The following is a 22,167-nucleotide window of genomic DNA, read 5'->3' on the forward strand; positions in this document are numbered from 1 at the left end:
AGCGCACCCCGTCCCATCTGCGGAGGGCCTGTGCGCCGGGGCCTCCACTCCAACGGGCAGCGCCCGTCTGACGCAGAGGTCCGATGAAATGAATGAAATCCTGAGCTTTTGGGCGCAGTGGCTGCGCCCCTCGGCCGGGCTGCCCACGGTGCAATGGTCACTGCTGCTGGCGGTAGCCGCCATGGCAGGCTATCTCACCCAACGCCACACCGGCCTGCCCAAGGTGGTGGGCTATTCGCTGGTGGGCACGGCAGCCGGCCTGGCAGGCTTCAGCGGTGCAGTCTGGCCGCTGCAGGGCATTGGCCTGTTCCTGCTGGAGCTGGGCGTGGCCATTGTGCTGTTCGAATGTGGCGGCCGTATCCCGCTGCGCTGGTTCCGCCACAACCCCATGGTGCTGGTGCAGAGCATTGCCGAATCGGTGCTGACCTATTTCGCGGTGTACTGGGTGCTGGTGTGGCTGCAGCTGCCGCCCCAGGCGGCTGGCCCGCTGGCCCTGGTGGCGCTGGCGGCATCTCCTGCAGTGCTGACCCGGGTGGTGGCCGACACCCGTGCCGCCGGCCCGGTGACCGAACGCGCCATTGTGCTCACCACCCTCTCCACGCTGTATGCCCTGACTCTGGGCAGCGCCAAGGCAGAACTCATCAACCGCCAGAGCCTCACCGTGCTGGAGGCCGTGTCGCCCGTGGTGGTGGTGCTGGGCGTATCGATCGTGGTGGCCGCCGTGCTGGCCCTGGTGCTGCGCATGGCGCTGCGCTTCATGAGCCCCACCAGCGAAAACACCTCCATGCTGTTCCTGGCCCTGGTGGCTGCAGGCACGGCAGTGGCCGCTCACATGGGGGGCTCGGCACCACTGGCCGCGCTGCTGGGGGGCATGCTGCTCAAGCAGCTCAACCCGCGCCCCTGGGCCTGGCCACGGCAGCTGGGCAATGCATCGTCGCTGCTCACCATGCTGATGTTCGTGCTGGTTTCCACCGTGGCGGCCCAGGCCGACTGGAGCGCGCCCGTGGCCGGTGTGGTGCTGGCCCTGATTGCCGTGCGCCTGCTGGCCAAGGCCACCGGCGTGGCGCTGGGCAATGTGGGCAGCGGCGCCAGCTGGAAGCAGGCGCTGTGGGTGGGCTGCGCGATGACCCCCATGTCCTCCATCGCCCTGCTGATCGCCTCGCAGTTTGTACTCGCGTCGCCTTCCACCGGCCATGTGATCGCGGGTGTGGCGCTGCCCGCCATCTTGCTGATGGAGGTATTTGGTGCCGTCATTGCCACCGTGGCCATTTACCGTGCGGGCGAAAGCTCCAAACCCTGGGCACCCCTGACCCGCAGCAACAACAACGGAGAGTCCCCCCGTGAGTCTTGAAGCCTTCACCCATTCCGAGCCGCTGACGCTGGGCGTCGAGCTGGAGCTGCAGCTGGTCAACACCAACGACTACGACCTGGCGCCCTACGCTGAGGACATGCTGCGCCTCATGAAGAAAACCCCGCTGCCCGGTAGCGTAGTGCCCGAGATGACGAACAGCATGATCGAAATCTCCACCGGCATCTGCCACTCGGCCAGCGAGGTGCTGGGCCAGCTCACGCCCATCCGCGATGCGCTGGTCAAAAGCGCCGACAAGCTCAACATTGCCGTGGTGGGTGGCGGCACGCACCCGTTCCAGCAGTGGCACGAGCGACGCATCTACGACAAGCCGCGCTTTCGCGAGCTGTCCGAGCTGTACGGCTACCTGTCCAAGCAGTTCACCATCTTCGGACAGCACGTGCACATTGGCTGCCCGGATGCCGATGCGGCGCTGCTGATGCTGCACCGCATGTCGCGCTACATCCCGCACTTCATTGCGCTGTCGGCGTCCAGCCCCTACGTGCAAGGGCAGGACACGGCGTTCGACTCGGCCCGGCTCAACTCGGTGTTTGCGTTCCCCTTGTCGGGGCGCGCCCCGATGGCGCTGACCTGGGACGACTTCACGACCTACTTCAACAAGATGACCCGCACGGGCGTGGTCAAGAGCATGAAGGACTTCTACTGGGACATCCGCCCCAAGCCCGAGTTCGGCACCATCGAGATCCGCGTGTTCGACACGCCGCTCACCATCGAGCGCGCTGCGGCCCTCGCAGGCTACGTGCAGTCGCTGGGCGCGTGGTTTCTGGCCGACCAGCCCTTCATGCCCGAAGAGGACGACTACCTCGTGTACACCTACAACCGCTTCCAGGCCTGCCGGTTTGGCATGGACGCGGTGTATGTGGACCCGGCCACGGGCGACCACATGCCGCTGCGCGAGCACATCCTGCGCACCATGGACAAGATCGCAGGTCACGCGGCCGTACAGGGCGCATCAAGCGCCATGCACATGCTGCGCACCGAGGTCGAGGCGGGGCAGAACGATGCCCGCTGGCTGCGCCAGCGCCAGAGCGAAGAGCAGCTGCTGGCCGAGGTAAGCCGCCAGGCAGCGCAGCGCTTTCGCGGCGCGGCGGCCTGACCCGCACGCCAGGCGCCGGCCACTTCACGCGACTCTGACCTCAAGCAGCGACCGCCAATCTGCGCGCCTGCTGCGTACGCCCGCCATAGCCCCAGTCGCTGGCGGGCAGCTCCCGCACCACCACGTAGCTCGCAGCGGCCAGGGCGCCATCCCCCGCCAGCTGGCGCTGCAGCTCGGCAAACGCGGCAGCGATGAAAGCGGCCTTCTCCTCCTCGGAGTTCGTGCCCTCGGTGATGCTGATCTCCAGCAAGGCCGTGGGCTGCGCCACCGGTGCACCACCGATATGCCAGCGGGCAGGGGGCAGGTCGTCGATGACCACAGCAGTCACCTCGCGGCGTTTGCCCAACCGCTGGACCGTGAGGTCGGTGAGGGCGCTGGCCAGCGCCTGGTAACGCTCAGGGTTTTGCAGCGGGGTCAGTTTCAGAACAAGGGTTGGCATGGTGTTGGGGCCTCCTGGGTGGATGGGGTCGTGGGCGCGGACGGGGTCCGCAGGAAGAGGAAAACCCAGCGGGTCATGCGCACAAGCCCCCGCGCCACCCAGGCATGGGCTTCGCGAATCGCCTCCCGGCGCAACTGCATGGCATGGCGCTGGGCCGCATCGCGCAGGCGCTGGTACTCGTCGGGGTGTAGGTGGGGGTCCATGGCATTCCTTTCGGGGTGAGGCCACTGTAGGCAGCACCGCGCAAGGCCGAAAGCGCATCCCGCGCAAGACCGTTTTGCACCCAGCGCACAGCCCCGCCGTTACCATCGGCCGATGCGCGACATCCGCTTTGAAGACATGCACCTGTTCGCCCGCGTGGCCGACCTGGGCTCGCTGTCGGCCGTGGCGCGCGAGCGCGATGCACCGGTGAGCCAGGTCTCGCGCACCCTGGCGCGCATTGAGAAAGCCTGTGGCGCACGGCTGCTGCACCGCACCACCCATGGCCTCACGCTCACGGCAGAAGGGCAGACCTTTCTGGACTACTGCCGCCGCATCAACGGTACGCTCGACGAGCTGGAAGGTGAGTTCGCCCAACAAAGCGGCCAGCCCAGCGGCTGGGTGCGCGTGGCGTCCAGTTCGGTGGTGGCCGAGCACCTGCTGATCCCCAGCTTTGACAGCCTGCAGCACAAGCACCCGCAACTGCGCGTGGAACTGGTGGTGGACGACCGCATGGCCGATATGGCACGCGATGGGATCGACATTGCCATCCGCACTGGCCCGCCGCTGACCGACACCGTGGTGGCGCGCCCCCTGGGCACGCTGGCCCGCGCGCTGTACGCCACACCCGGCTACCTGCAGGCGCACGGCGTGCCACAGCACATCGACGATCTGCGCCAGCACCGGCTTATCACCAACAGCGCGGTGGCGTTTCTGAACCACTGGCCCTTTCGGGTCGATGGCGTGCCCGAGGTGCTGGTGGCCGAGGGCCACTGGCGCTCGGGCAGCACGGCCATCACCGCGCGCCTGGCGCTGCAGGGCCTGGGCATTGCGCGCCTGGCCACGGTGGTGGCGGAGCCCCTGGTGCGCCAGGGCCTGCTGGCCCCGGTGCTGGCCGACTGCGTGGACCTGCAGCCCAGCACCATTCACGCCATCACCCTCACGCGCAGGCACCGGTTGCCCAAGATCCAGGCCTGCATCGACCACTGGGCGGCCTGGTTTTCTCAGACAGAAAGCAGCACCTGATGCCTTTGACCTTTTTGACCTTTTTTTCTTGGACCACCAGGCAGCGCCATGGGTGAGTTCGACCTGATCGCCCGCTACTTCACCCGCCCCGTCCACAAGGCAGCCCTGGGCGTGGGCGACGACTGCGCGCTGCTGGCGCCCGCACCCGGCATGCAGCTGGCCATCAGCAGCGACATGCTGGTGGAGGGCCGCCACTTCTTTGCCGACGTGGACCCCGAAGCCCTGGGTCACAAGGCGCTGGCCGTGAACCTGTCCGACCTGGCGGCGTGTGGTGCCAGGCCGCTCGCGTTCACGCTGGCCCTGTCGCTGCCCCGGGTCGATGAGGCCTGGCTGGCGGGCTTCTCGCGCGGGCTGCTGGCCCTGGCCGATGCCCACGGCTGCGAGCTGGTGGGCGGCGACACCACGCAGGGCCCGCTCAACATCTGCATCACCGTGTTTGGCGAGGTACCCACCGGCCAGGCCCTGCTGCGCAGCCGCGCACAGCCCGGCGACGACATCTATGTGAGTGGCACGCTGGGCGACGCCCGGCTGGCGCTGGAGGCGCTGCTCGGCCACATCGCCCTGCCCGCCGAGGCGCTGGCCCGCGCCCGCCAGCGGCTGGAGCGCCCCACCCCGCGCGTGGCCCTGGGCCTGGCCCTGCGCGGCGTGGCCACCAGCGCCATGGATGTGAGCGACGGGCTGCTGGGCGACCTGTCGCACATCCTCCAAGCCTCGGGGGCAGGGGCCTGTATCGACACCTCAAAAACTATACATTTGATAGCAGCAAAGGCATATTCGACTAGCGCAACCAGCCCATTGGACCCTGAACTGGTCCACCAATGCACTTTGGCGGGCGGTGACGACTACGAGCTGGCCTTCACCGCCCCGCGCGCGCGGCGTGACGCGGTGGCCGCCTCGGCGCAGGCAAGCGGCACACCCGTCACCCGCATCGGCACCGTGCTGGCTGAGCCAGGCCTGAGGCTGGTGGACGCGCAGGGGCAGGCGGTGGAGAACCGTTACGCCTCGTTCGACCATTTCCGGTGACGGGTGGTGGCAGGCAAAAATTTTTTGCAACCCATGAATCCTTTTGCGCAACCAGCCGCTCTTGGTAGGGAAGGTGCCCTGTGCCGGCGCCTTCATTTCCCCACCAAGGAGTTTTTCACAATGCTGTACCGCAAGAACATCACCCGCCCCGAAAGCCTGCTGCGCGTTGCAGGGGGCGTCGCCCTCATCGCTGCAGGCCTGTGGTGGATGTCCGCATCGCCCCTGGGCCTGGCATTGGCCGCCTCGGGTGTTGGCAGCATCCTGAGCGGCGCGTTTGGCTACTGCCCCGCCTGTGCCATGGTGGGCCGCAAGCCTGTCGAGTGACCGCCCATGGCCACCACCCACCCAGCCCCCACCGTGGCCCAGCTGCTCCCCGCCGCACGCAGCGGTGACGCGGCGGCCATGGAGCAGCTGCTGCGCCTCACCCGTCCCGACATCCGCCGCTATGCGCTGCGCCACTGCGCCGCCACCACGGCGACGGACGACGTGGTTCAGGAGGCGCTCATCATCGTGTACCGCCGCGTGGGCGCGCTGCGCGAGGTGGCGGCGTTCGGCGGGTGGGTGGTGCGCATCGTGCAGCGGCTGTGCATGCAGCCCATGCTGGCCTGGCTCAAGGGCGAGCCGCTGGCACAGGTGGAAGACAACCTCGCCTGGTCGCACCGCCCCGACCACGAACTGCGCCATGACCTTGCCCTGGCCATCGACTCGCTGCCGCCCCTGTACCGCGAGGCCCTGCTGATGCGCGACTTCGAGGAGCTGACCATCGAGGAGATGGCGCAGCGGCTGGGTGTGACGCGCGAGGCGGCCAAAAGCCGCCTGCACCGCGCGCGGGCCCTGGTGCGGGAGTACCTGGCACCCATGGACCGCACCGGCACCACGTAGCGCTGCGGCGCGGAGAACCGCCTCAGCGCATCTGGAACAGCTCCTGGTGAAAGCGCGCAGGCGAGCGCCCCAGCTGCTCCATGCCCTGGCGCACCGCCTCGGCAAAACCCTGCGGTCCGCAGAACCACACACTCGCCGCCGGGCTGGTGCCCGCGAGCAACGCTGCGGGTGTCACGGGCCCGGTGTCGTTGCTGTAGTGGATCTCCAGCGTCACGCTGGGCAAGCGGGCACACAGTGCAGCCATGCGCTCGGCAAACACCGCCTCGCCCGCATGGCGCACACAGTAGTGCAGGTGCACCCGGGGCGCCAGCGCGGGCGTGGACTGCATCGACTCCAGCCAGGCCATGAACGGCGTGGCGCCAATGCCTGCGGCGACCCACACCTGCACGGTGGCGCTGTCGCTGCGAAAGTCAAAGCAGCCGTACGGCCCCTCGATGCTCACCTGCTGCCCGGGACGGACATGCAGGGGCAACTGGCTCGTGTAGTCGCCCAGCGCCTTGATCGCAAAGCGCAGCACGCCATCGCCCTGGTCGGCGTTGAGCAGGGTGAAAGGGTGCGCCCCCTCGGCACGGCCAAAGGTGACAAACGCAAACTGACCGGCCGCATGCTTCCAGCCACTGGCGGGGCTGACCTGGCAGGTCACTTCCAGCACCCCACCCCCTTGGGACGACACGCCCACCACACGGGCTGCATGGCGGCGGCGGCGCCCGATGGCCCCGGCCAGCGAGCGCACGGCGCACAGCGCCCCCACCAGCGTGCACAGGCCCACCAGAACGCCTGCAGGCTGTTGCCACCAGGCGGGCGGCGTGAGCACCACGGCATGGAAGGCCAGCACCAGGTACACCAAGGCCAGCAGCTTGTGCAGGTAGCGCCACACGTGGTACGGGAACCGCTGCCACAGCGTGATGACCAGCATGGCCGCGAGGAACCACACAGCCCACTCCCCCATCTCCTCGGCCAGGTGGCGGAAGGTGTTCAGCCACCAGTCTGCGCGCGGCGTGCGCACCGGGCGACCCACCCAGGCGGCCAGCAGGCTGCGCGAGAGTTGCAGCCCGTAGTGCGCCAACCCCAGCACAATCGCGCCAATGCCCGCCCACTTGTGTAGGCGGTAGCTCTTGTCCAGGCCGTCCAACGGCTTTTCCAGCCACGCGGGGCGCACGGCCAGCACCATGATCAGCGACATCAGCGCCCAGGCCCCCACCCCGGTAAGCAGGATCAGCTGGTTGCGCCACCACCAGACATCGCCCCACGCGGGCGGCGCAGGCTGGGGCACCCACAGTGCCAGCAGCCACGCCGTACATGCCAGCACCAGGGAGCCCCCCAAGACCTTCTTCCACATCACCAGTTCCCACTATTTGTTGCAATGCAGCAAATATAGAAACCTGCGATGAACGCCACCTGAACGGTGTGTGAAGCAGCGGCAAAGCGCTGCAGCTTGTGGCCGGAGGTTGATCTGCATCAGCCCGCTGCGCGGGGGCCGGCCGCCCCGCAATCAAGTCCGCACAAAACGCGCGAGCGGCCTGCGCGGCGTGGCAGGCACCTCGCCCTGCGGGTAGCCCATGCGGCAGAACATCTGCACGGTGGACTCCTGGGGCGTGCGCGGCGCGGGCCGCCCCAGCAAAAGCTGGTGCACGCGCTCGAAGTGCGGGGCCATTTCGGCAAACTCCTGCACCGCCTGGCTCATGGGGTGCATGCCCACACCCAGCGCCGTGGCCTGCAACTGCTGGCGCACATACAGGCGCCCGGTACGGATCTGGTCGCTGCGGGTGTTGGGGCCGGTGATCCACACAAAACCCATGGCCGTGCGGCTATGGCCCTCAAAACGCCCCATGGCGCTTTTGTAGGCGGCGCTGCCTTCGGCCGGGGGCTGGGTGCGGTCGAACATGTCCAGGGCCGACACCGCGCGCACAAAGGGCGAGTTGATCGAGATGCCATCGCGGTGCTGCAGGATCTCGGCCGGGCCCACGCGGGTGAGCTGGATGCTTTCCATCATGGTGCGCGGCGTGAGCAGCTCTACCCGGGCAGATTCCCAGCACAGCGTGCGCAGCGCGGGCAACTGTTCGGCGCTGACGGTGCCGCCCACGCGCAGCGGGGCTTCAGCCGGGGCGCTGCCCAGCAACTGGGCCAGCACCCCGGGCGCGATGGCCCGGGTGGTATCGAAATCCGTCTTGGGCGTGCGGCGCAGCAGCACCTGCGCAAACAGCGGGTCGGGCTGGCCACCAGGCTTGAGGGTGATGCGCGCCACGGGACGGTCGTCCCAGTCCTTCAGGGCCGCAGGCATCTCGCCCTGTGGCCACAGCAACACCTCGCTGGCCACGCCTTGCTGAGCCAGCGCCATCACCAGCAGCTCCAGAAAGGCGCCATGGCCGATCAGGATCTGGCGCCCCCACGGATCCGTCTGTGGCAGCACCCGCGCAGGGTCGGTGCGCAGGGTGATGACACCGCTCTCGCGCAAGTCCACCAGCCAGGGCTGCAGGTTGTGCGAATTGGGTGCGGTGATGGCATAGGCCACGGCACGGCGGCGCAGATCGGTCTCGCCCACCGGACCTTTCCAGGCCTCCACCGCCTCGGCGGGATAGTGCGAGCCCACGGCACCACAGGCGACCAGCGTGCCCGCAGTAGCGGCGGCGATGGTGCCACCCCCTGCCAAACGGATGAAGTTGCGACGGTTCATGAGAATGCTCCGGTGGTTCAAAAGGTGATGCGGTCAGGCCAGCGCGGCACGGATTGAACAGATGGACACCAGCCCCAAATCGACCAGCGCCTGGCGCACGGCCTGATCGAAGGGGGTGTGGGGCTCGTCGCCGATGAGCGCGCGCAGGCGGGTGTTGTCCAGACGGTGGGGCGTGCGCCACAGATAGCGCATGTCCGCCAGCGCAGCGAACGTGGGGGCCACCAGCCCCATCACGCGCAGCAGCGGCCACGGTAACTGGCCCACCCGCAGCGCGCCCGCATCGGGCAACCAGCCCTGCTCTGCTGCAATGGCCGTGAAGCTGTGCAGCCACTGCTGCGCGGTAACGTGGTGCCCAGCGAAATGCAGGCACTCGAAGGCGGCCAGCCGGTCACGCTCTTGCGCCACGCGCACGAAGGTGCGGGCCAGGTCGGGCAGGTAGGCCCAGGGCGTGGCTACGTCCAGCGGGCCGGGCCAGGTGATGCGGCCCCGGGGCAGGTCCTTGGCAATGGCCTGGTCGATCCAGCTGCCCGTGCCGCTGCCAAAAAAATCCCCGGCGCGCAACACCACAGCACGTATCTCGCCCTGTCGCGTGGCGGCCTGCAGTCGCTGCTCCAGCTGCACCCGCATGCGGCCCTTGAAACCGGTGGCGGCCTGGGATGTGTCTTCGCGCAGTACGGGCGGCATGGCTTCGCCAAAGTTGTAGACGTTGCCCGGCAGCATCAGCGTGGCACGCAGCTGGCGGGTGACGGCGATGGCCGCCTCCATCAGCACCGGTGCCTGCTCGCGCCAGGCCTTGTGGGTGTAGGCAGGGTTGAGCGCATGCACCACCACCTGCGCGCTCTGTGCCTGGGCCGCCAGCGCGGCAGTGTCTTCCACTGCCACCGGCATCCACCACACGCCAGGAATGGCGGGCAATGCAGCGCTCTGCGCACTGGGGCGCACCTGGGCCAGCACCTGCCAGCCTGCCTGTGCAAAGGCGCGGGTGGCCGCCAGTCCCAGCCGCCCCCGGGCGCCCAGGATCAACACGGTGGAGGGATTGTCCGTGGAGTGTGGAAAACGAGTGTGGGTGATCATCTGAGGGCTCCATTCACAAGGGATGGGGCGATTGTGAAAACGCCGGCACCGTTACACAATTGGCTAAGTGTTCATATCAGCAATGCAAATATGAATACCTCCAACCACCCTCCTGCTGACCCATTGCGGGCACGCTATTGCCATGAACCAGACCTTTGACTGGAGCCTCGTGCAGTCCTTCCTGGCCGCACTCGACCAGGGCAGCCTGCTGGGCGCCGCCCGTGCGCTCAACGCCAGCCAGCCCACCATCGGCCGCCACATTGCCGAGCTGGAATCGCAGCTGGGCGTGGTGCTGTTTGAGCGCACCGGGCGCGGCCTGCTGCCCACGGCCACGGCGCTGCGGCTGGCCGAATCGGCCCGCGCCATGGAGATGGGTGCCCACCAGCTGGCACGCAGCGTGTCGGGCGCGGAGGAAGGCGTGAGCGGCACCGTGCGCATCACCGCCAGCCAGCCCGTGGCCTGCGTGCTGCTGCCGCCCGTGCTGGCGCGCATGCGCCAGGCGCTGCCCGAGGTGCAGGTGGAGCTGGTGGCCAGCAACCAGGTCACCAACCTGCTGCGCCGCGAGGCCGACATTGCGCTGCGCATGGTGCGCCCCGACCAGGCCAGCCTGGTGGCCAAGCGCATCGGCGCGGTGACGCTGGGCGCCTACGCCCACCGCGACTACCTGCGCCGCAAGGGCACACCCCGCCAACCGCCCGACCTGCTGCAGCACGAGCTGGTGGGCAACGACCGGCACGAAGACATCCAGCAAGGCTTTGCCGCGATGGGCTACCCGGTGGAGCGCCAGCACTTCGCGTTCCGCACCGACGACCTCATGGCCTACTGGGAGGCTGTGCGGGCGGGGCTGGGCATCGGCTTTGTGGGCAACTACCTGGCCCGCACCGACCCGAACGTGGTGGCCGTGCTTCCCCAGCTGCCATTGCCCGAGCTGCCCATCTGGCTCACGGTGCACCGCGAGATCCGCACCAGCCGCAAGATTCGGGCGGTGTATGACTTTCTGGCGGCAGAGGTGCCCTTGGTGCTGTAGACCACGGGCAGCTCGCTGCCTGGCTGCTAGCATCCCAGTCCCTTTGTCCATTGCGCCCAAGGAGCCCCATGCGCCCCGTGAGCCCCCCATTCCCCTTCCTTCACCTTCCAGCGCGCCCCGCACTGCTGGTACTGGGCCTGGCCGTCCTGGCCCCGCTGTCTGCAGCCGCCCAAGACACCTCCCGCATCGCCCGTGTCACCGTCTACCCCGGCAGCGCCACGGTAGAGCGCGTGGCCAAGGTGGCCGCTGGCGCGCGCAGCCTCACGCTGGCCTGCCTGCCCGCGTCGCTGGATGTGCAAAGCCTGCAGATCAACGCCGACCCCGCCGTGCGCGTGGGCGAGTTCAATGTGCTCACCGAGGACCGTGATGTGGCGGCAGGCTGCGCCAGTCCGCTGGACGGCCGCATCCGCGAGCTGGAGGACCAGATCGCGGGGGTGAAGGCGGAGGCCTCGGCCCTGCAGCTGGTGGACGGCTATCTGCGCAGCGTGGCGCAAACCGGCGCGGGCCCGGAGTCGGCAGCGCCTGCCACTTCCGCCCCCCGTGCTGCCACACCGACGCCCGCACAGATCACCGCCACCGCCGAGGTCCTGCGCAAATCCGGGCAGGACAGCTTTGCGCGCGCGCACCAGCTCCAGCGCAAGCAGGAGGCACTGGAGCTGGCCCTCAAGCCGCTCGTGACAGAGCGCGACCGCGCGGCCAGCCAGCGTGCGCGGGTGGTGTCAGTCACCATCAACCTGGCTACCGAGCGCGAGTCTGAGCTGCGCCTGTCCTACCAGGTGCGCGGCCCCGGCTGGCAGCCCAGTTACCGCGCCACGCTGGATGCGAACAAATCCACGGTGCTGATCGAACGCCAGGCGCTGGTGGCCCAGAACAGCGGTGAAGACTGGGGCAATGTGCAGCTGACCCTATCCACCGGCCAGCCGGGCCGCGCCACTCAAGGGCAACTGCCCCGCCCCTGGTGGCTGAACGTGGCACCGCCCCCGCAGGCCTCGCCCGCGCCGGCCATGGCGATGGCGCCTGCGCCCGCACCGGCCATTGCGTCCCTGTCCCGGTCCCGCAATGCCGCCGAGGAAGCCATGCCCACCTTTGACGTGAGCGCCCTCGACAAGGGGTTTGCCACCGAGTTCGCCGTGCCCCAGCGCATCTCCGTGCCCTCCAGCGGCCAGCGCGTGACGCTGGCGCTGGGCAATCACAGCGCCCCCGCCACGCTGGTCACGCGCACGGCACCGGCCATGGAAGAAGCCGCCTACCTGGTTGCCCACATTGCCCAGCCGCCCGGCGTGTGGCCGGCAGGCGCAGCGGGCCTGTACCGCGATGGTGCCTTTGTGGGCAACGGCCGCATCGACTTTGGCGCGCCCAGTGCGGGCGCCCCAGCCGGCAGCACCAGCCTGTCATTTGGCCGCGATGAGCTGGTCACCGTACGGGCCGAGCCCGTGCAGGATCTGACGGGCAGCAGCGGGTTTACCGGCTCGCGCGTGGAGCGCAAGACGCGCCGGGCCTACAGCGTGGAGAACCGCCACAAGACGGCCATCACGCTGCAGGTGCTGCATGCCGCACCGGTCTCGCGCAACGAGAAGATCGAGGTCGAATCGCGCTACCAGCCCCAGCCGGCGGACACGGCCTGGAACCGCACGCCCGGCACTGTGGCCTGGCAACAGCCCGTGGCCGCAGGGACCACCGCGCAGTTCAGTGCCGAGCACACCATCCGTTACCCCAAGGACGTGGAGCTGATCGAACGCCAGTGACCTTGGAGACACAGTGACTGGCCCTCTGAACGTCCCGCGCAACAGCGGGTCGGTCACAATCCGTCACAGCGCCTACCACGGCGCCAACGAGCCCCCCGGAGCCCGCCGCCATGAGTTACCAACACCTCCTCGTTGCCGTTGACGGCAGCCCCACCGCCGACCACGCCGTGAGCGAAGCCACGGGCCTGGCCAAAGCCACGGGCGGACGCATTCGCCTGCTGAACGTGATGGACCCTGTGGCCCACATCAGCGGTTTTGAGCGACCCGAGGTTTACAGCCAGGAGGTGCTGCCCCGCCTGCGCCAGGCCGGCGAGTCCTTGCTGCGCCGCGCCCAGGAGCGCGTGGCGCAAAGCGGTGTGCCGGTAGACACCGTGCTGATCGAAAACCTCGACGCCCGGGTGGCTGACCTGGTGGTGGAACACGCGCGGGCCTGGGGCGCCGACCTGATCGTGCTGGGCACCCACGGGCGCCGTGGCCTGGCACGCGTGCTGATGGGCAGTGATGCCGAGCAGATTGCCCGCACTGCTCCCGTGCCCGTACTGCTGGTGCGCCTGCCTGCCGGGGCAGACGGCGGCGCCGCCAGCGCCTGATCAATTTTCCGTCGCGACATGACCGCTTCCGAGCTACTGCCACCCCTTGCCCCCCTGCGCCCCAGCGTGCGCTTCATGCTGTCCCACCCCGCCCACTTCATGGCGCTGGGCTTTGGCGCGGGCCTGGCCCCCAAGGCGCCAGGCACCGTGGGCACGCTGTGGGCCTGGCTGGCCTACCTGGTGCTGCAGCAGTGGCTGAACCCGCGGCAGATGGGCCTGCTGATCGTGGTCAGCACCGTGGTGGGCTGGTGGGCCTGCACCACCACAGCCCGCCATATGCGCGTGGCCGACCCCGGCAGCATCGTGTGGGACGAGGTGGTGGCCTTCTGGCTGGTGCTGTGGCTGGCCATGCCCATGGGGCTGTGGGGGCAGGTGGTGGCATTTGGGCTGTTCCGCTTTTTTGATGCCGCCAAACCTGGCCCGGTGGGCTGGGCCGACAGCCTGTTCAAGGGCTTTGGCTGGCGCGGGGGCTGGGGTATCTTGTGGGACGACTTTGTGGCAGCCTTCTGTACCTTGCTGGTCATCGCACTGTGGAGGTTCTGATGGCACCCACATCACTATCAAAAAGTGAGCTACTAGCGCAAGAAGTACAAGCGCTTGATGCCAATTTGACGCAAATATCGCTGCGTTTGCTGGCCCGCCGCCACATGCTGGCCACTGCCGAGAGCTGCACCGGCGGCATGATCGCCGCCGCCTGCACCGACCTGTCGGGCTCGAGCCAGTGGTTCGAGCGCGGCTTTGTGACCTATTCCAACGAGGCCAAGGCCGAGATGCTGGGGGTACCCCCCGGCCTGATCGAGCAGCACGGTGCGGTGAGCGAGCCTGTGGCACGCGCCATGGCCGATGGTGCGCTGACCCACTCGCGCGCGCAGGTCAGCCTGGCCGTGACGGGCGTCGCGGGCCCCACAGGCGGCACCGAGGCCAAGCCAGTGGGCACCGTGTGGTTTGCCTGGTGCGTGGGCGGCGAAACCCACAGCGAGATGCAGCACTTTGCCGGGGACCGCGCCGCAGTCCGCACGGCCACGCTGCGATACGCCTTGAAGCGTCTGCTGAGCCTGCTGCCTGCCTGACTGACCCGGGGCATCACGCCCAGGCCCCGGCTTGAGTAGCCGCTGTCGTCCACAAGACAGGACTCCACCCGCCCCTTGCCACACCATACGGCCATGACAACGAAACCCTCCTGGTTTGACGGCTTTGCCACCCGGCGCATCACCACCTCGGGCGCGGAGATCTTTGTGCGCACCGGCGGCACCGTGGGCGCGCCCCCGCTGCTGCTGTTGCACGGCTTTCCTCAAACCCATGCGCTGTGGCACCGCGTGGCGCAGCAATTGGCACGCGACTACTGTCTGGTGCTGCCGGACCTGCGCGGCTATGGCGACTCCTCCCACGCGCCCGGCCTGCCCGACCACAGCAACTACAGCAAACGCGCCCTGGCGCAGGACATGGCCGAGGTGATGACCACGCTGGGCCACGACACGTTCTACCTGTGCGGCCACGACCGGGGCGGCCGTGTGGCCCACCGCCTGGCGCTGGACCACGCCGCGCGCGTGAAGAAGCTGTGCGTGATCGACATCGCCCCCACGCTCGACATGTACGCGCGCACCGACATGGAGTTTGCGCGCGCCTATTACCACTGGTTCCACCTGATCCAGCCCGCGCCGCTGCCCGAGACCATGATCGGCGGCAACGCCCGCGCCTACCTGCACGCCAAGCTGGGCGGCTGGGGCAGCGCGGGCCTGGCCCACATCGAGCCCCAGGCCCTGGCCGATTACGAACGCTGCTTTTGCACACCCGAAGCCATCCACACCGCCTGCGAGGACTACCGCGCCAGCGCGGGCATGGACCTGGACCACGACCGTGATAGCCGCGCGCGCGGCGAGAAGATCACCTGTGACACCCTGGTGATCTGGGGCGCGCACGGCGTGGTGCACCGGCTGTTCGATCCGCTGGCGCTGTGGCAGGCGCAGTGTGCGGGCGTGGTCACTGGCCAGGCCGTTCCGGCGGGGCACTTCATCCCCGAACAATTGCCCGAAGCCACGGCCCAGGCGCTGAGCGCCTTCATGCGCTGACGACCAGGTCCGACACGGCCCGAAAGGGCAATCGAAAAGATCTGCCGTGCATTTGTTCACGCGCTGCGCGGCCACCATGCCCCGTGCAGTGCGCACAGGTGACATTGCGTTCCTAAAATCCGCCGCTTCGCACGCTGCGGAACCCATGACCAGCACCGGTGGCTGGTAAGCCATCACCTTCCGCAGCGCCCCCACTGTGCCTTGCCGATTGCGTGACCATGCCTCCCTTTACCGCGACCCAGAACCAACTGCTCACCGAGCATCTGCGCAGCTTTCTGCCAGGCATCGAACCCGAGGCGCTGGAACTGCTGCGCGCCCAGCTGGAGTGGGTGGAGGTGCCCGGCGGCAGCACGCTGATGACCCAGGGCGAGCCCGGCGAATCGATGTACCTCACCGTCAGCGGCCGCCTGCGCGCCTATGTGCGCAGTGACGACGGCCACAGCGGCACGCAGCGCCGCGTGGCCGACATGGGCCGGGGCCAGGTGATTGGCGAGATCAGCCTTTTCACCAACGCACCCCGTGCCGCCACCGTGGTCGCCGTGCGCGACTCGGTGCTGGTGCGCCTGACCAAGGACGTGTTCAAGACCCTGCTGGCCAGCAGCGCCCAGGTGTCGATTGCGCTCACGCGCCAGATCATCCAGCGCCTGCAGTCCGGCACCGCCGCCCATACGGCCGCGCAGGAGCGCCCGGTGGCCATGGGCCTGCTGCCAGTGAGCAGCGGCGTAGACCTGCAGGCTTTTGGCCAGCGTCTGGCGCGCCACCTCGGCACGGTGGGCCGCGTACGGGTGGTGGACTCGACCACCGTGGACGCCGAATTGCAGGAGCCCGGCATTGCGCAGCGCGAAGGCGCCGACGCCACGGCCAACCGCCGCATTGCCATACTGCTCGACGAGATCGAGGCCCGCAACGACTTTGTGCTGTTGCTGGCCGACCCCGAGCCCACCCCCTGGACGCGCCGCGTGAGCCGCCACTGCGACGAGTTGCTGCTGCTGGCCGACGCGCAGGTCGAGCCCGCCATCCACCCCATCGAGGAAAACTGCCTGCTGCGCCGCGCGCCCCTGGCCGAGGCCGCCGAGATCCTGGTGCTGCTGCACCCGGAAGGCACGCAGTGCCCACGTGGCACCCAGCAATGGCTGGACCGCCGCCCCGTGGCCGACCACGTGCATGTGCGCCCCACCCTCGACCGCGACATGGCGCGCCTAGCCCGCATCCAGAGCCGCACGGCCGTCGGCCTGGTGCTGGCGGGCGGCGGTGCGCGCGGCTTTGCGCACCTGGGCATCTACCGCGCGCTGCAGGAGGAAGGCGTGGAGATCGACTGCGTGGGCGGCACCAGCATCGGATCGGTCATGGCCGCGTATGTGGCATCCGACCGGCCGCTGGCGACGGTGATGGCCAACGCCCGCGAGGCGTTTCGCACCAACCCCACGGGCGACTGGAGCCTGCTGCCGCTGATGTCGCTCATCAAGGGCCGCCGCCTGCGCCACATCCTGCACGAGGCCGTGGGGAGCTTGGTGGGCTTCCCGGCCCAAGTGGAAGACCTGTGGAAGAACTACTACTGCGTGGCCACCAACTACTCGCGCGCCAGCGAACAGGTGGTGCGCCGTGGCAGCCTGGTGAAGTCGCTGCTGGCCAGCATCTCCATCCCCGGCGCGCTGCCACCCGTGGTGCACGAGGGCGACCTGCTGTGCGATGGTGGAACGTTCAACAACTTCCCAGTGGATGTGATGCGCAGCAGCATGCGCGGCGTGGGCACGGTGATTGGTGTGGACCTGAACTTCCGCAAGCCCCGCCGCATCGAGCTGGACGACATCCCCAGCAGCTGGGCCCTGCTGCGCGACAAACTGCGCCCGCGCGCCCAGCGGCGCTACAAGCTGCCCTCGCTGGCCAGCTACCTCATGCAGGTCACCATCCTGTACAGCATGTCGCGCCAGCGCCAGTCGCAGCAGCTCACCGACCTGTACTTCAACCCCCCCATGGACCGCGTGGGCATGCTGCAGTGGAACCGGTTCGAGCAGATCGTGCAGCAGGGGTATGCGCACGGCATCCAGGTACTGGACGCATTGGACGACACCAAGCGGCGGCGCATCGGTGGGTTGCGCACCGGCTGAGCGCACATCGCCGTGCCGGTCCCCCAGGTGGCATGCAGCGTTCCGGCCGGGGTGTAGCATGGACGCCCTTGAGGAGGAGAACCCATGCACCCCAACGCCCAGACCCTGCAACGCTTCTACACCGCGTTTGCGCAACTGGACCACGCCACCATGGCCGCCTGCTATGCGCCTGACGCCACGTTTGACGACGAAGCCTTTTCCCTGAAAGGCCGTGAGCAGGTGGCAGGCATGTGGCGCATGCTGTGCACTGCGACCAAAAAGCCCGGCGCCGCCGAGCACTGGAAGCTGGAGTTCAGCGGCATCGACGCCGACGCGCAGGGCGGCAAGGCGCACTGGGAGGCGCACTACCTCTTCAGCGCCACGGGGCGCAAAGTGCACAACATCATCGACGGCACCTTCACCTTCACGCCCGACGGGCTGATTGCCACCCACCGCGACCGCTTCAACTTCTGGCGCTGGGCGCGGCAGGCGCTGGGCGCGCCGGGCCTGCTGCTGGGCTGGTCGCCTTCGCTCAAGCGCAAGGTGAGGAGCACGGCAGCGGGGAATTTGAAGAAGTTTCTGGCGCAGGGTTGACCCCGCACCGGCTGGCGGACACCACCCAAGCACAAGGAAACGCCATGCAGGTACAAGGCCAATGCTATTGCGGTGCAATCGCCTACGAAGCGCAGGTGGAGCCCGGCACTGCGACGGTGTGCCATTGCACGGACTGCCAGGCGCATTCCGGCTCCGCCTTCCGTACCAACATCCCGGCCCCGGCGGCAGGCTTTCGGCTCACCCGCGGCACACCCCGCACATACATCAAGACGGCGGCCAGCGGCAACCGGCGTGTGCTGGCCTTCTGCGACGTCTGCGGAAGCTCGCTGTATGCCTGCGCGGCCGACAATCCGCAGACCTATTCCCTGCGGCTCGGAACCATCACGCAAAGGCACGAGCTGGGCACGCCGCAGCGCCAGATCTGGACGCGGCGCCGCCTAGCGTGGGTCACCTTGCCAAAAGACATCGACGCGTTCGACGGACAGCCGTAGCGCCCCACGGTCGCAGGGGCTTGCAGCAAAAGCTGCGGGGCTATCAGCCTTTCGCGCTTTTTCTGCAAGCACGACCAGATAACAAAAAAGTAGTGCCAGAGGTTGCGCTTACGCGCCGTGGCACTTCTTGTACTTCTTGCCGCTGCCACAGTGGCAAGGGTCGTTGCGCCCCGGCTCGGGCGCCTTGCGCACCGTCTCCACGCGCGGGCCCATGCTCTTCCACAGCTGGCGCAGGTCGTACACGGCCCAGATGGCTTCGCCGAAGGCTTCCACGCGCGCCTGGCTGGTGCTGGGGGGGCCGTCTTCGTCGTACATGCAGACTTCGGGCTTGCCGGTGTCGTCTTCGGTCAGGGCCACGATGCGGTCCAGCGCATCGTCCAGCCACTTGGCGGCTTCCTTGTCGCGCGGGGCGGCCCAGTCTTCGGGCCAGTTTTCCACCGCAAACATGAAGCCCAGCGCCCAGACCTGGCCGAAGGACGGGATCTCCTGGTCGTCGCCCATTTCAGCGCGCTGCTCGTCGGTCAGGCTGGCCACGGCGCCGCGCATGTCCATGGCTTCGGGCTGGAAGGTGCGGTCGTCGTCCAGCGTCTTCACATCGGTGTCGAGCTGGGTGACGATCTCGGCCCAGCGGCGCATCCACAGGTCCATGAAGCGGGCTTGCTGCGCGGCATCGGCAAACGCAGGCAACTGCGGCAGCGGGTCGCCTCCGGCCACATCCAGCTCGGCGCCATCGCCCAGCAGCATGGGCAGGTACTCGGCCGGGCCGATGGGGCGGCGGCTGCAGATCAGCGCGGTCATGAAGCCGTCGCAGAACTCCCACTGCGGGATTTCCTCGCCGCGCGCGCGCAGGTCGTCGAGGATGTTGTCCATCTCCTCCAGCTCATCCGGGCCCAGCGCAGCGGCCGGGGCGGTGGTGGGGTCGAGATCGTCGGTGGCGGGGGTGGGCGATGCAGGTTCGGTCATGGGAGGACTCCGGTCGTCAAGGGAGAAAGCGGGGGCGGCAAAACAATGTTTTACTTTTATGATGCGCAGGCCTTGTGCCGTGGCGCGGGCCACGGCGGCCAGGGGTGGTGCCAGGACAGAAAAAAGCGCCGCGCGCCATCCGGCAACCCCACAAAAAGGCGGCCAGTGTAGCCCCTGCGCCCTCCGCTCGCGCCACCGACCCCAACCAGGACGCCCCATGATCCACCAGCTCAACTCCCTCTACCCGGTGCGCTACACGGCCTTTGCGCTGTGCGTGTTCGGGCTGCTGCTGTCGCTGTTTGCGCTGGTGGCCTTTGGCGTGGGGTTGCCCGTGGTGCTGGTGTTTGCGGCGCTGGTGGCCCTGGGCGTGTACGACTTGCAGCAGTCGCGCCACGCCATCCTGCGCAACTACCCGGTCATCGGCCATATCCGCTTCATGCTCGAATATGTACGGCCCGAGGTGCGCCAGTATTTCATCGAAAGCGACAGCGAGGCCGCGCCGTTCTCGCGCGCGCAGCGCTCGCTGGTGTACCAGCGCGCCAAGGGTGACCCGGACAACCGGCCGTTTGGCACGCACCTGGACGTGGGCGCGCATGGGTATGAATGGGTGAACCACTCGCTCGCGCCCACGCAGCTGCCGTCGCACGACTTCCGCGTGTGGATCGGTGGCCGCCCCGATGCGCCGTCGCCGTCCGTATCGCCCTGCACGCAGCCCTACCATGCGAGCGTGTTCAACATTTCGGCCATGAGCTTTGGTGCGCTGTCGGCCAACGCCATCCTGGCGCTCAACCAGGGCGCGAAGAAAGGTGGCTTTGCGCACGACACGGGCGAGGGCAGCATCAGCCAGCACCACCGCGTGCACGGCGGCGACTTGATCTGGGAGATCGGCTCGGGCTACTTTGGCTGCCGCAACCCCGATGGCACGTTCAGCGAAGAGCGTTTTGCGGCCAACGCCACCGACCCGCAGGTCAAGATGATCGAGCTGAAGCTGAGCCAGGGCGCCAAGCCGGGCCACGGCGGCGTGCTGCCCGGCGCCAAGGTGACGGCCGAGATCGCGGCCGCGCGCGGCGTGAAGGCCGGCGAGGCCTGCATTTCGCCCGCCAGCCACAGCGCCTTCCGCACGCCGGTCGAGATGATGCAGTTCATCGCCAAGCTGCGTACGCTTTCTGGCGGCAAGCCCACGGGCTTCAAGTTCTGCCTGGGCCACCCGTGGGAGTGGTTTGCCATCGTCAAGGCCATGCTGGTCACCGGCATCACGCCCGACTTCATCGTGGTCGATGGCGCCGAGGGCGGCACGGGCGCGGCGCCCGTGGAGTTCAGCGACCACGTGGGCGCGCCGCTGCAGGAGGGCCTGCTGCTGGTGCACAACACGCTGGTGGGCGTGAACCTGCGCGACCGTGTGCGCATTGGCTGCGCGGGCAAGGTCATCAGCGCTTTCGACATCGCGCGCATGATGGCGCTGGGCGCCGACTGGTGCAACGCGGGGCGCGGCTTCATGATGGCGCTGGGCTGCATCCAGGCGCAAAGCTGCCACACCGGCCACTGCCCCACGGGGGTGACCACGCAAGATCCGCTGCGCCAACAGGCCCTGGTGGTGCCCGACAAGGCCACGCGCGTGGCGCAGTTCCACCGCAGCACGCTGCACGCGCTGCAGGAGCTGGTGCAGGCCGCCGGCCTCAGGCACCCCAAGGACATCACCGCGCACCACATCGTGCGCCGCATCACCGACACCGAGGTGCGCCTGCTGTCCAACCTGATCACCCGCATGCTGCCGGGCGCGCTGCTCGGCCCGCTCGAGGCGCAGCACAACGTGTTCCGCCTGTACTGGCCGCTGGCCAATGCCCACAGTTTTCAGGCCAGCGAGCCTGCACTGGAGCCCTCCATCCCCCACCATGTCGAGCTGGTGCATGCTGCAGCCGTGGGCACCGCAGCGGCGGTGGCAGGGGACGCTGCTGTATGAATCTGACGATGGACGCATCCGCCCCCACCCACTCCACCACCCCGGACTACGCCGCCTTCTTCCAGCAACAACTCGCCACCCAGCCGCACAACGTGATGGCCCATGTGCTGGGCAACGAACAGATCTGGATCAAGCGCGCAGGCGCTCCCCACGGCATGGGCCGCTACCGCGCCATGGCCGTGCTGGCCACCGTGCTGCGGCTGGACGCCCTGCGCCCCGTGCCCAACCCCGGCGGCCCCACGGCCATTGCCACCGAAGTGCAACGCCTGCGCGACCTGGCCGCGCGCGGCATCCGCGTGCCCGTGGTGCTGGCCGCGTTGCCGAATGGTTTTGCCATGCGCCACCTGGGCAACGTGGGTGAGGAAACCCATTCGCTGGGCAACGAGATCGACCACGCCGTGCAGGCGGGCGATACGGCCGCTGTGCTGGCGCTGTGGCAGCAGGGGCTGGACACCATGGCCCAGGTGCATCGCCAGGGCACCTGCCTGAGCCAGGCCTTTGCGCGCAACCTGGTGCGCTGCCCCGATGGCGAGGTGGCCTGCATCGACTTTGAGGACGACCCCGCCGCCGTGCTGCCCCTGGCGGTGTGCCATGTGCGCGATGCGCTGTGTTACGCACATTCCACCGCGATTTACCTGCATGCCAGCGGTACGCTGGCCGAGGGGCGCAAGCGCTGGGCGGCATGGGTAGCGCAGGGCAGCACGGAGATGCGGGAGGTATTGGCGACCAGCGTTCGCCGCATGGGATGGATGCGGCATCTGCCAACGAGTCGCAAGCTGGGGCGGGATTTGCAGCGGGTGCGGGCGGCGTATGACTTGCTGGCCTGATGCATCCAAGGTGCTACCAGGTGAGCCGCAGGCGTAACCCGACAGGCAACGCCCGTAGAGAAAAGGTCGGAT

General features: G+C 68.4%; 23 protein-coding genes. 17 read left to right on the forward strand and 6 right to left on the reverse strand.

Annotated features, from left to right (window positions below; all coding sequences use genetic code 11):
• The first annotated feature begins 88 nt into the window (after positions 1 to 88).
• Together C8C96_RS01695 and C8C96_RS01700 are read left to right on the forward strand one after the other, a co-directional pair.
• The gene (locus tag C8C96_RS01695; RefSeq protein WP_056065273.1) at positions 89 to 1,351 is read left to right on the forward strand and encodes a cation:proton antiporter; all 1,263 of its coding nucleotides are present in this window, start codon (positions 89 to 91) and stop codon (positions 1,349 to 1,351) included.
• A complete protein-coding gene (locus C8C96_RS01700; protein WP_056747835.1) occupies positions 1,341 to 2,465 on the forward strand; it encodes a YbdK family carboxylate-amine ligase in 1,125 nt (374 codons plus the stop codon). Before C8C96_RS01695 ends, C8C96_RS01700 begins: the two co-directional genes overlap by 11 nt.
• Positions 2,466 to 2,505: 40 nt before the next feature.
• Here C8C96_RS01700 and C8C96_RS24825 read toward each other — a convergent pair whose 3' ends face one another.
• Together C8C96_RS24825 and C8C96_RS24830 are read right to left on the reverse strand one after the other, a co-directional pair.
• Positions 2,506 to 2,904 (reverse strand): tautomerase family protein, encoded by a 399-nt coding sequence (locus C8C96_RS24825; RefSeq protein WP_158605739.1) that lies wholly within the window; start codon positions 2,902 to 2,904, stop codon positions 2,506 to 2,508.
• The gene (locus tag C8C96_RS24830; protein ID WP_158605740.1) at positions 2,886 to 3,107 is read right to left on the reverse strand and encodes a hypothetical protein; all 222 of its coding nucleotides are present in this window, start codon (positions 3,105 to 3,107) and stop codon (positions 2,886 to 2,888) included. Before C8C96_RS24830 ends, C8C96_RS24825 begins: the two co-directional genes overlap by 19 nt.
• A gap of 112 nt (positions 3,108 to 3,219) precedes the next feature.
• On the opposite strand from C8C96_RS24830, the gene C8C96_RS01710 reads away from it, so the two are divergent.
• From C8C96_RS01710 to C8C96_RS01725, 4 genes are all read left to right on the forward strand, one after another.
• Positions 3,220 to 4,128 (forward strand): LysR family transcriptional regulator, encoded by a 909-nt coding sequence (locus C8C96_RS01710; protein WP_121941212.1) that lies wholly within the window; start codon positions 3,220 to 3,222, stop codon positions 4,126 to 4,128.
• A 48-nt stretch (positions 4,129 to 4,176) separates the two neighbouring features.
• Complete coding sequence (gene thiL / locus C8C96_RS01715; RefSeq protein ID WP_121941213.1) at positions 4,177 to 5,151, forward strand: thiamine-phosphate kinase; 975 nt, start codon at positions 4,177 to 4,179, stop codon at positions 5,149 to 5,151.
• 120 nt (positions 5,152 to 5,271) lie between these two features.
• Positions 5,272 to 5,475, forward strand: coding sequence for a DUF2892 domain-containing protein (locus tag C8C96_RS01720; protein ID WP_056065267.1), 204 nt, complete (start codon positions 5,272 to 5,274; stop codon positions 5,473 to 5,475).
• Positions 5,476 to 5,481: 6 nt separating this feature from the next.
• A complete protein-coding gene (locus tag C8C96_RS01725; protein ID WP_121941214.1) occupies positions 5,482 to 6,033 on the forward strand; it encodes an RNA polymerase sigma factor in 552 nt (183 codons plus the stop codon).
• A 22-nt stretch (positions 6,034 to 6,055) separates the two neighbouring features.
• On the opposite strand, the gene C8C96_RS01730 is transcribed toward C8C96_RS01725, so the two are convergent.
• The 3 genes from C8C96_RS01730 to C8C96_RS01740 form a co-directional block, all read right to left on the reverse strand.
• Positions 6,056 to 7,372: a ferric reductase-like transmembrane domain-containing protein gene (locus C8C96_RS01730; RefSeq protein ID WP_121941215.1), complete on the reverse strand. Its 1,317-nt coding sequence runs from the start codon at positions 7,370 to 7,372 to the stop codon at positions 6,056 to 6,058.
• 153 nt (positions 7,373 to 7,525) lie between these two features.
• Positions 7,526 to 8,707 carry a twin-arginine translocation pathway signal protein gene (locus C8C96_RS01735; protein WP_121941216.1) on the reverse strand — a complete coding sequence of 394 codons (1,182 nt, stop codon included), beginning with the start codon at positions 8,705 to 8,707 and terminating at the stop codon, positions 7,526 to 7,528.
• A gap of 33 nt (positions 8,708 to 8,740) precedes the next feature.
• Positions 8,741 to 9,781 (reverse strand): NAD-dependent epimerase/dehydratase family protein, encoded by a 1,041-nt coding sequence (locus C8C96_RS01740; RefSeq protein WP_121941217.1) that lies wholly within the window; start codon positions 9,779 to 9,781, stop codon positions 8,741 to 8,743.
• 142 nt (positions 9,782 to 9,923) lie between these two features.
• On the opposite strand from C8C96_RS01740, the gene C8C96_RS01745 reads away from it, so the two are divergent.
• From C8C96_RS01745 to C8C96_RS01785, 9 genes are all read left to right on the forward strand, one after another.
• The gene (locus C8C96_RS01745) at positions 9,924 to 10,808 is read left to right on the forward strand and encodes a LysR family transcriptional regulator (RefSeq protein ID WP_121941218.1); all 885 of its coding nucleotides are present in this window, start codon (positions 9,924 to 9,926) and stop codon (positions 10,806 to 10,808) included.
• A gap of 68 nt (positions 10,809 to 10,876) precedes the next feature.
• Positions 10,877 to 12,553, forward strand: a complete 1,677-nt coding sequence (locus C8C96_RS01750) for a DUF4139 domain-containing protein (RefSeq protein ID WP_121941219.1) — start codon at positions 10,877 to 10,879, stop codon at positions 12,551 to 12,553.
• A gap of 110 nt (positions 12,554 to 12,663) precedes the next feature.
• Complete coding sequence (locus C8C96_RS01755) at positions 12,664 to 13,143, forward strand: universal stress protein (protein WP_121941220.1); 480 nt, start codon at positions 12,664 to 12,666, stop codon at positions 13,141 to 13,143.
• A gap of 18 nt (positions 13,144 to 13,161) precedes the next feature.
• Complete coding sequence (locus C8C96_RS01760; RefSeq protein ID WP_121941221.1) at positions 13,162 to 13,686, forward strand: phosphatidylglycerophosphatase A; 525 nt, start codon at positions 13,162 to 13,164, stop codon at positions 13,684 to 13,686.
• Positions 13,686 to 14,213 carry a CinA family protein gene (locus C8C96_RS01765; protein ID WP_121941222.1) on the forward strand — a complete coding sequence of 176 codons (528 nt, stop codon included), beginning with the start codon at positions 13,686 to 13,688 and terminating at the stop codon, positions 14,211 to 14,213. The genes C8C96_RS01760 and C8C96_RS01765 overlap by 1 nt, the downstream gene beginning before the upstream one ends.
• A gap of 93 nt (positions 14,214 to 14,306) precedes the next feature.
• Positions 14,307 to 15,212, forward strand: coding sequence for an alpha/beta fold hydrolase (locus tag C8C96_RS01770; protein ID WP_121941223.1), 906 nt, complete (start codon positions 14,307 to 14,309; stop codon positions 15,210 to 15,212).
• Between the two features lie 218 nt (positions 15,213 to 15,430).
• A complete protein-coding gene (locus C8C96_RS01775) occupies positions 15,431 to 17,320 on the forward strand; it encodes a cyclic nucleotide-binding and patatin-like phospholipase domain-containing protein (RefSeq protein WP_121941224.1) in 1,890 nt (629 codons plus the stop codon).
• An 84-nt stretch (positions 17,321 to 17,404) separates the two neighbouring features.
• The gene (locus C8C96_RS01780) at positions 17,405 to 17,893 is read left to right on the forward strand and encodes a nuclear transport factor 2 family protein (RefSeq protein ID WP_121941225.1); all 489 of its coding nucleotides are present in this window, start codon (positions 17,405 to 17,407) and stop codon (positions 17,891 to 17,893) included.
• 44 nt (positions 17,894 to 17,937) lie between these two features.
• Positions 17,938 to 18,345: a GFA family protein gene (locus tag C8C96_RS01785; protein WP_121941226.1), complete on the forward strand. Its 408-nt coding sequence runs from the start codon at positions 17,938 to 17,940 to the stop codon at positions 18,343 to 18,345.
• A gap of 108 nt (positions 18,346 to 18,453) precedes the next feature.
• On the opposite strand, the gene C8C96_RS01790 is transcribed toward C8C96_RS01785, so the two are convergent.
• Entirely contained in the window at positions 18,454 to 19,308 is an 855-nt protein-coding gene (locus C8C96_RS01790; RefSeq protein WP_121941227.1) for a YecA family protein, read from the reverse strand.
• 217 nt (positions 19,309 to 19,525) lie between these two features.
• On the opposite strand from C8C96_RS01790, the gene C8C96_RS01795 reads away from it, so the two are divergent.
• Both C8C96_RS01795 and C8C96_RS01800 read left to right on the forward strand, forming a co-directional pair.
• Entirely contained in the window at positions 19,526 to 21,268 is a 1,743-nt protein-coding gene (locus tag C8C96_RS01795; RefSeq protein WP_121941228.1) for an FMN-binding glutamate synthase family protein, read from the forward strand.
• Positions 21,269 to 21,276: 8 nt separating this feature from the next.
• Positions 21,277 to 22,095, forward strand: coding sequence for a hypothetical protein (locus C8C96_RS01800; RefSeq protein ID WP_121941229.1), 819 nt, complete (start codon positions 21,277 to 21,279; stop codon positions 22,093 to 22,095).
• Positions 22,096 to 22,167: the final 72 nt, after the last annotated feature.

This window comes from Acidovorax sp. 100, from assembly GCF_003688355.1.
GTDB classification, from domain to species: Bacteria; Pseudomonadota; Gammaproteobacteria; order Burkholderiales; family Burkholderiaceae_C; genus Acidovorax; species Acidovorax delafieldii.

Coding starts and splice junctions, on each gene's coding strand:
- C8C96_RS24830 (WP_158605740.1), bottom strand. CDS start 3,107: ATGGACCCCCACCTACACCCCGACGAGTACCAGCGCCTGCGCGATGCG.
- C8C96_RS01780 (WP_121941225.1), top strand. CDS start 17,405: ATGCACCCCAACGCCCAGACCCTGCAACGCTTCTACACCGCGTTTGCG.
- C8C96_RS01745 (WP_121941218.1), top strand. CDS start 9,924: ATGAACCAGACCTTTGACTGGAGCCTCGTGCAGTCCTTCCTGGCCGCA.
- C8C96_RS01770 (WP_121941223.1), top strand. CDS start 14,307: ATGACAACGAAACCCTCCTGGTTTGACGGCTTTGCCACCCGGCGCATC.
- C8C96_RS01750 (WP_121941219.1), top strand. CDS start 10,877: ATGCGCCCCGTGAGCCCCCCATTCCCCTTCCTTCACCTTCCAGCGCGC.
- C8C96_RS01740 (WP_121941217.1), bottom strand. CDS start 9,781: ATGATCACCCACACTCGTTTTCCACACTCCACGGACAATCCCTCCACC.
- C8C96_RS01725 (WP_121941214.1), top strand. CDS start 5,482: ATGGCCACCACCCACCCAGCCCCCACCGTGGCCCAGCTGCTCCCCGCC.
- C8C96_RS01755 (WP_121941220.1), top strand. CDS start 12,664: ATGAGTTACCAACACCTCCTCGTTGCCGTTGACGGCAGCCCCACCGCC.
- C8C96_RS01800 (WP_121941229.1), top strand. CDS start 21,277: ATGGACGCATCCGCCCCCACCCACTCCACCACCCCGGACTACGCCGCC.
- C8C96_RS01710 (WP_121941212.1), top strand. CDS start 3,220: ATGCGCGACATCCGCTTTGAAGACATGCACCTGTTCGCCCGCGTGGCC.
- thiL (WP_121941213.1), top strand. CDS start 4,177: ATGGGTGAGTTCGACCTGATCGCCCGCTACTTCACCCGCCCCGTCCAC.
- C8C96_RS01735 (WP_121941216.1), bottom strand. CDS start 8,707: ATGAACCGTCGCAACTTCATCCGTTTGGCAGGGGGTGGCACCATCGCC.
- C8C96_RS01775 (WP_121941224.1), top strand. CDS start 15,431: ATGCCTCCCTTTACCGCGACCCAGAACCAACTGCTCACCGAGCATCTG.
- C8C96_RS01760 (WP_121941221.1), top strand. CDS start 13,162: ATGACCGCTTCCGAGCTACTGCCACCCCTTGCCCCCCTGCGCCCCAGC.
- C8C96_RS24825 (WP_158605739.1), bottom strand. CDS start 2,904: ATGCCAACCCTTGTTCTGAAACTGACCCCGCTGCAAAACCCTGAGCGT.
- C8C96_RS01790 (WP_121941227.1), bottom strand. CDS start 19,308: ATGACCGAACCTGCATCGCCCACCCCCGCCACCGACGATCTCGACCCC.
- C8C96_RS01730 (WP_121941215.1), bottom strand. CDS start 7,372: ATGTGGAAGAAGGTCTTGGGGGGCTCCCTGGTGCTGGCATGTACGGCG.
- C8C96_RS01720 (WP_056065267.1), top strand. CDS start 5,272: ATGCTGTACCGCAAGAACATCACCCGCCCCGAAAGCCTGCTGCGCGTT.
- C8C96_RS01695 (WP_056065273.1), top strand. CDS start 89: ATGAATGAAATCCTGAGCTTTTGGGCGCAGTGGCTGCGCCCCTCGGCC.
- C8C96_RS01785 (WP_121941226.1), top strand. CDS start 17,938: ATGCAGGTACAAGGCCAATGCTATTGCGGTGCAATCGCCTACGAAGCG.
- C8C96_RS01795 (WP_121941228.1), top strand. CDS start 19,526: ATGATCCACCAGCTCAACTCCCTCTACCCGGTGCGCTACACGGCCTTT.
- C8C96_RS01765 (WP_121941222.1), top strand. CDS start 13,686: ATGGCACCCACATCACTATCAAAAAGTGAGCTACTAGCGCAAGAAGTA.